Source organism: Chthonomonas sp., from assembly GCF_035294505.1.
GTDB lineage: Bacteria > Armatimonadota > Chthonomonadetes > Chthonomonadales > Chthonomonadaceae > Chthonomonas.
The window spans coordinates 1-5,207 of record NZ_DATGKU010000169.1; the positions used below are offsets into that span (position 1 = coordinate 1).

The window sequence follows — 5,207 nt, forward strand, 5'->3', positions numbered from 1 at the left end:
AGGCGCTTATGCCTCCGCCGTAGGACAGCCGAAAGATGAAAACCGGTTTGAAATAGGGTTTGTGTTCCATTTCCAAAACATCTTCAATCAACACATCGGCCCTCGCCGAACCCTTCAGAATCTACAGCATCAGTACATCCCAGAATAGAAAAGAGGATAAACAACCATGAAGCCACAGGCTTGGAAAATACAAAGCGTTCTCCTAACGACTTTAGTTACGCTAAATATACTCGCAACGGCGGCGCTCGCTCAAACCACCGATCAAGAAAGCATGAGAGATATGCCGATACTGCACCCGAAACAGACCTATGTGGTAACGGGGAAGGAGGATTGGAGCGCCCTCACCGGCTTCGGTACAAAGACGGCAGAAATCACCATGATGAACCTCATGATGGTTGGTGGTTCAGGCATGGAGCACATGAGTATGCGGATGGATAAGGGTTCCGGTGCACCCGAAACGGTCTCACCTTTACCTAGCGGGCTTCAAATTCGAGCTACCATAACTCCCAATCCACCCAAAGTAGGCCAAAACCAGCTCGATCTCTTTATCACCGGCCCCGATGGCAAGCCGCTGAGTGGTCTTAAACTACAGGCCACGGTCGAGATGACCAGCATGGATATGGGGGTAGCACATCCAACCGTCGAAGAGCCAGAACCCGGGCATTATGTGTTAAAACCCACCTTCTCCATGCTTGGTCCGTGGCGTGTGCGAATAAGCGATATCGGCTCTCAAAGCAAGTTGCGCAGCGACTTTCTCTTCGACGTCGGTTCAAAAACGCCTTGGTCTCAACCTCCACCCTGGCATGTAGAGCTAACGCAGCCCCTCGACAAACCGCAGATTGGGAAAAATACGCTTGTCTTTCGCGTGCTCGATCCGCAGGGCCAACCGATAAAAGGCGCTAAAGTGGATGTCTCTGTAACCATGACGACTATGAACATGGGCACGGCGCATCCAAAGGTCGTTGAGAAAGAGGGGGTCTACTCTACCCAAGTCGAGTTCACCATGTTAGGGCCCTGGCGTGTTACGTTACGCATAACGCCACCTAAAGCAAAACCCTTCGTGCAGAATTTCGATTTCGAGGTAAAGGGAGAGTAGACGGCATCGCCCACTCAGACTGCAAGCCGTTCGGAGTGCGGGGCTATACCGGCTTGCTCTGCAAAACCGCTCTATTACCTGGGGTAGAGGCGAACAAAAAGGGCATCTCCTGATCAGGAGATGCCCTTCTCACTGTTAACTAATGGGTTATCGTTAGACTAAAGTCATCCACCACAAAGTTCGTAGGTACATTGGTGGTCTGACGTGCCGTAAGGCGCAGCAGCAGCGTCTTTCCTGAAAAAGCGGTGGTGCGGAAGAGGCTCCGAACATACATATAGCCCGGTCGTGCGTTGCGGTTGGAGTAGGTTGGCAGCGACCAAACCACACGACCTGTGCTGGGGTCTATAAACTGCACCGTAAGCGTATCCACAACCTGGTTCGTATGCTGTTGCGTATCTATGTGCAGGAAGAAAGAGAACGCCGGCATCCCGGCAACGTAGGTTGGGAAGGTAACCAACTGTTCGAGCGTGTCGGTTTGAGGCTGGGTGTGCCCGCCCAACCAAGCGTCCCATTGGCCGGAGTGAGGCGGTTCCTGCGGGCTATCTGCGATGATAGATGGACTGGAAACCTGCCATGGCGAGGGATCGCTTGCGCCTTGCTCGAAGCCAGGATTGCCGATGAGATTTGAAGGTGTCGGCAGTGGTAGGGAGGGAGACGCCAAGTCCGTCAAGAGGTTGGTACCGATCAAGGTGCCCAAGCCGGTCGCATCGTCATAACCGGGCACAGCCGGATAGTACTTGTTGCTTCCCGAAGTAATATCATGAAAGTCCTGCGCATAGTGGGTGGCGTTTCGTGCGATGGCATAGAGCGCCGGGTTGGCAAAGCCCAGAGGGGGAAGGTGTGCTTGCGCCCGCGCCTCATTAACCAACGCGGTGAAAGCTGCCCAGGAGGGAGCGCACGCGCTTGTACCCCCCACGTTTATCCACACCCCCTGAAGGAAAGTGGCATAGCCGATGTCACAGTTCAGGGCCACATCGGGCACGTTGCGCATGGTGGTTGAGCCTTTGGAAGCAGCCGAGATAAGCCCTTGTTGGTACGATGGAATAGGCCACAAGGCGCTGATACCGCCGCCGCTCTTCACCGAAGCGACTTCGGCGCTCCAGGCTCCGCCGGGGCTAACCGTGTAGAGTCGCGTTCCTCCGGTGCCTACCATGTAGGGCTGTGCCGCCGGGTCGTCTACGCTCAGCGTGGTACCATCATCATAGGCGCCATTGTCTCCGGAGGCCGCATAGACGGTCTGCCCTTGGGCCGCCATCTGCATGAAGATGGCGTTCTCCGCTTGAATAATGCTCAGCGGCATTTGATCTTCTGGAGCACCCCACGAGGTAGAGACCTGCTTGGCGAGATTATCGTTGGCGATACGCGACCAAGTATCCACATAACCCACGCGGTATTAGGTCCCTCGTAGACGATAATTCGCGAGGCCCCAGGTGCCAATCCAACCATAAGCTCGATGTCGAAAGTCACTTCGATAGCGCCGTTGCCCGGCTTGCCGTCGAAACCGTCTATCAGTACATTCTGCAGAGGGACGTTGGGCAAGTGGAAGTAGTTTTCGTAGCCCTGAATGTCCGACGGATTATATCCATCCAGTTCAAGCAGCCCCAAAATTTGGCCGGCACCGGTTTGCGCTGTGGGGAAGCTATAGGCGGTTTTGATGTCTGACGGAGACAGACCGCCGTTGGGGCCGGTGCCACCGTGCGGGGCGACGCCAAGCACATCGTAGGCTTGCGAAAACACATGGGCAAAGGGATGGATATTGGCTGCGGTATCAAGCCCAATCACGCCAGCAAGAGGCACCGGTGGCGCCTTGGGGTTGCGATCGGGAGCGCGAAAGAGGCGGCCATCCGGCCCTATAAACTGAAGCAGATGCAGCCTAAAGGCGCTCTCTACCGTCCGAGCCGGTGCCTCCACATCGAGCAGCAGGCGATTTCTGTGCGTTCCAACCACACGAAAACCTTGAGCCTGCGCCCAGAGAGCTACTTGGGCATACTCCTGAGGTGTTGGGGCGAACCATGCGGTGAACTGCTGCGGTGTAAGATAGTGGCCATATAGCGGATCCGATGGGTCATACAATCGCCGGATCAGTTGCTGAAGCTGTTGCTGATGGCGCAACGGCAACACCAGCGTCAGCGAGAGCACCTCATTCGGCTCCGTTTTGGCCACGGGGTGCGAGAGGGCCATAATGGAGGGCAGATGCCCCGGCAGCCGTTGCAAAGGCGTTTGCGCCACCACCTTAGTGGGCACAAGCACAACGACCCCCAAAAATAGCATCCATATAATAGCCCTACTTCTTCTATGCACTTCACATAGGAAACGGTTAGACATGGAAAACCTCCTCTCAGGAAGCGTCGTCGCAAAACACTCAGACGGACGCGCAGTAGACCTAATTCCATTATAACACAGGGCGTCGGCCTTCCTTTCGGATTCATGAGCAGAACTTCCGCTCGCTCGAAGACAAAAGGATAGACGGGAACTTCTGCCTTAAAAGAAGCCGTAAGGCAAAGAGGAGGCAGCAAAGAAAATGGATATTGCGAATCTCGTCACCAGTTCGGCTAAGGCACAAAACGTTCGTGAAGAGTTCGACCGCCTCGTGCGGCGATGTCATCGGCAAGCCTACAATATCGCATATCGCCTCACAGGCAACCATGCCGATGCCGAAGACCTCACTCAAGAAGCATTTCTCCGTGCCTATCGCTTCTTCGACCGCTATAACCGATCCATGCCCTTTGAAAACTGGCTCTACCGCATTATGTCGCGTGTATTCATTGACGAGCTTCGCAAAAAACCCAAATGCCATATCCAATCCCTTGACCAGCCTCTTCCCGGTAGCGATAACGACAGCGACATCCTCCTCGAAATCCCCGATCCCGATTCCGATCCACAGACCATCCTCATGAACCAAACCCTCGAAGAAAACCTGCAACTCGCCCTTAACTCTCTTCCCGTAGAGTTTCGCGTGGCCGTTGTGCTTGCAGATATCGAGGGGCTTTCGTACGAGGAGATCGCCCAGAGTATGGGCTGTTCGCTAGGAACCGTTCGTTCGCGACTGCACCGGGGTCGTAAAATGTTGCGCAAGAAACTTAACGTCCTTCCTAAAGAGGAACCTGCCGATGCCGAAAGCGATTCGTGCACCGGCTTTGGCATAGAGGAAACCGCTTAAAATTTGGTCTGTCGCTTCTTTTCGCAATCGGTCAACCAACTTTCATAGAGGAAAACTAGAGAGAGATAGGAGAGCCTAAGAGTGATCTGCTACAAAGTGAAATCTCTTCTTTCTGCTTATATTGATGGCGAGCTATCTGAAGATGAGTATCGGTTCGTTACCACGCACCTGCAGCGCTGTGCAGCGTGCCGCAAAGAACAGCAGGAGCTTCTTACGACGAAGCGGCTGCTCTCTTCCCTACGGGTGAAAGCACCCCGGTGCGATATTCCCGAACAGATAGCCCGTCGCTTAGACACTCAAATTGGCCCTTCTGTGGCGCAAAGCTTCAACTGGCAGCAGTTCCTGAGGGAGCTGTTTGCACCGCCACAACTCTCTCCGCGCTTCACGGTTCTCGTCGCCACACTCTGCCTTTTGCTGGCTTTTCTTGTCTACCGAAAACATCATCAGCCGGCCACCATCCTGTGGCATTCTGGAGGCAATACCATCGCCTCCACGTTCACCAACGATACGCCCACCTCAAGCGACAATGAATCCCCTTCCTATACCTATGTTCCTACCCAACCGGTTACCTACCAAAACGCCGAGCCTATTCTCCCACTCCATCCGGAAACGCTCCCTTCCTCGTTCTCCATCTTTTACCATCAGCGTTTCCTACCGTTCACTTTCCCTAACCACTGACATCCGTTCCCCATCCTCCATTGGAAGCTCTTCCTTGTGAAGAGCTTCTTTTTTTACCGATTTCCAGGTTAGGTGATAATAGAAGCGATTTCGATTTAAACAGGGCACAGCTTTTAGGCGAAGAGGCGCGAAAGGAGCGGGTATAATATGCATCTAATTGCTGCAAGATCACCCTTTTAGGAGAACGCCCTCCATGACATGCGAAGCACGGGTCATTGTCATCACCTCCGGCAAAGGCGGTGTTGGCAAAACCACCACCACGGCCAACATAGG

The 5,207-nt window shown here is 54.1% G+C and carries 5 protein-coding genes; 3 read left to right on the plus strand and 2 right to left on the minus strand.

The genetic code is table 11. The features are described 5' to 3' along the window. Positions 1–166: 166 nt before the first annotated feature. Positions 167–1,096, plus strand: a complete 930-nt coding sequence (locus VKV18_RS09610) for a FixH family protein (protein WP_324203990.1) — start codon at positions 167–169, stop codon at positions 1,094–1,096. 139 nt (positions 1,097–1,235) lie between these two features. Here VKV18_RS09610 and VKV18_RS09615 read toward each other — a convergent pair whose 3' ends face one another. Both VKV18_RS09615 and VKV18_RS09620 read right to left on the minus strand, forming a co-directional pair. After that, on the minus strand, positions 1,236–2,483 hold the full coding sequence (locus VKV18_RS09615) for a S53 family peptidase (RefSeq protein WP_324203991.1): 1,248 nt from the start codon (positions 2,481–2,483) through the stop codon (positions 1,236–1,238). Next, positions 2,387–3,421 carry a protease pro-enzyme activation domain-containing protein gene (locus tag VKV18_RS09620; protein WP_324203992.1) on the minus strand — a complete coding sequence of 345 codons (1,035 nt, stop codon included), beginning with the start codon at positions 3,419–3,421 and terminating at the stop codon, positions 2,387–2,389. The genes VKV18_RS09615 and VKV18_RS09620 overlap by 97 nt, the downstream gene beginning before the upstream one ends. Before the next feature lie 196 nt (positions 3,422–3,617). Here VKV18_RS09620 and VKV18_RS09625 point away from each other — a divergent pair, with 196 nt between their 5' ends. Beyond that, positions 3,618–4,256, plus strand: coding sequence for a sigma-70 family RNA polymerase sigma factor (locus VKV18_RS09625; protein ID WP_324203993.1), 639 nt, complete (start codon positions 3,618–3,620; stop codon positions 4,254–4,256). A gap of 81 nt (positions 4,257–4,337) precedes the next feature. Further along, positions 4,338–4,934, plus strand: coding sequence for a zf-HC2 domain-containing protein (locus VKV18_RS09630; RefSeq protein WP_324203994.1), 597 nt, complete (start codon positions 4,338–4,340; stop codon positions 4,932–4,934). The last annotated feature ends 273 nt before the right edge of the window (positions 4,935–5,207 follow it).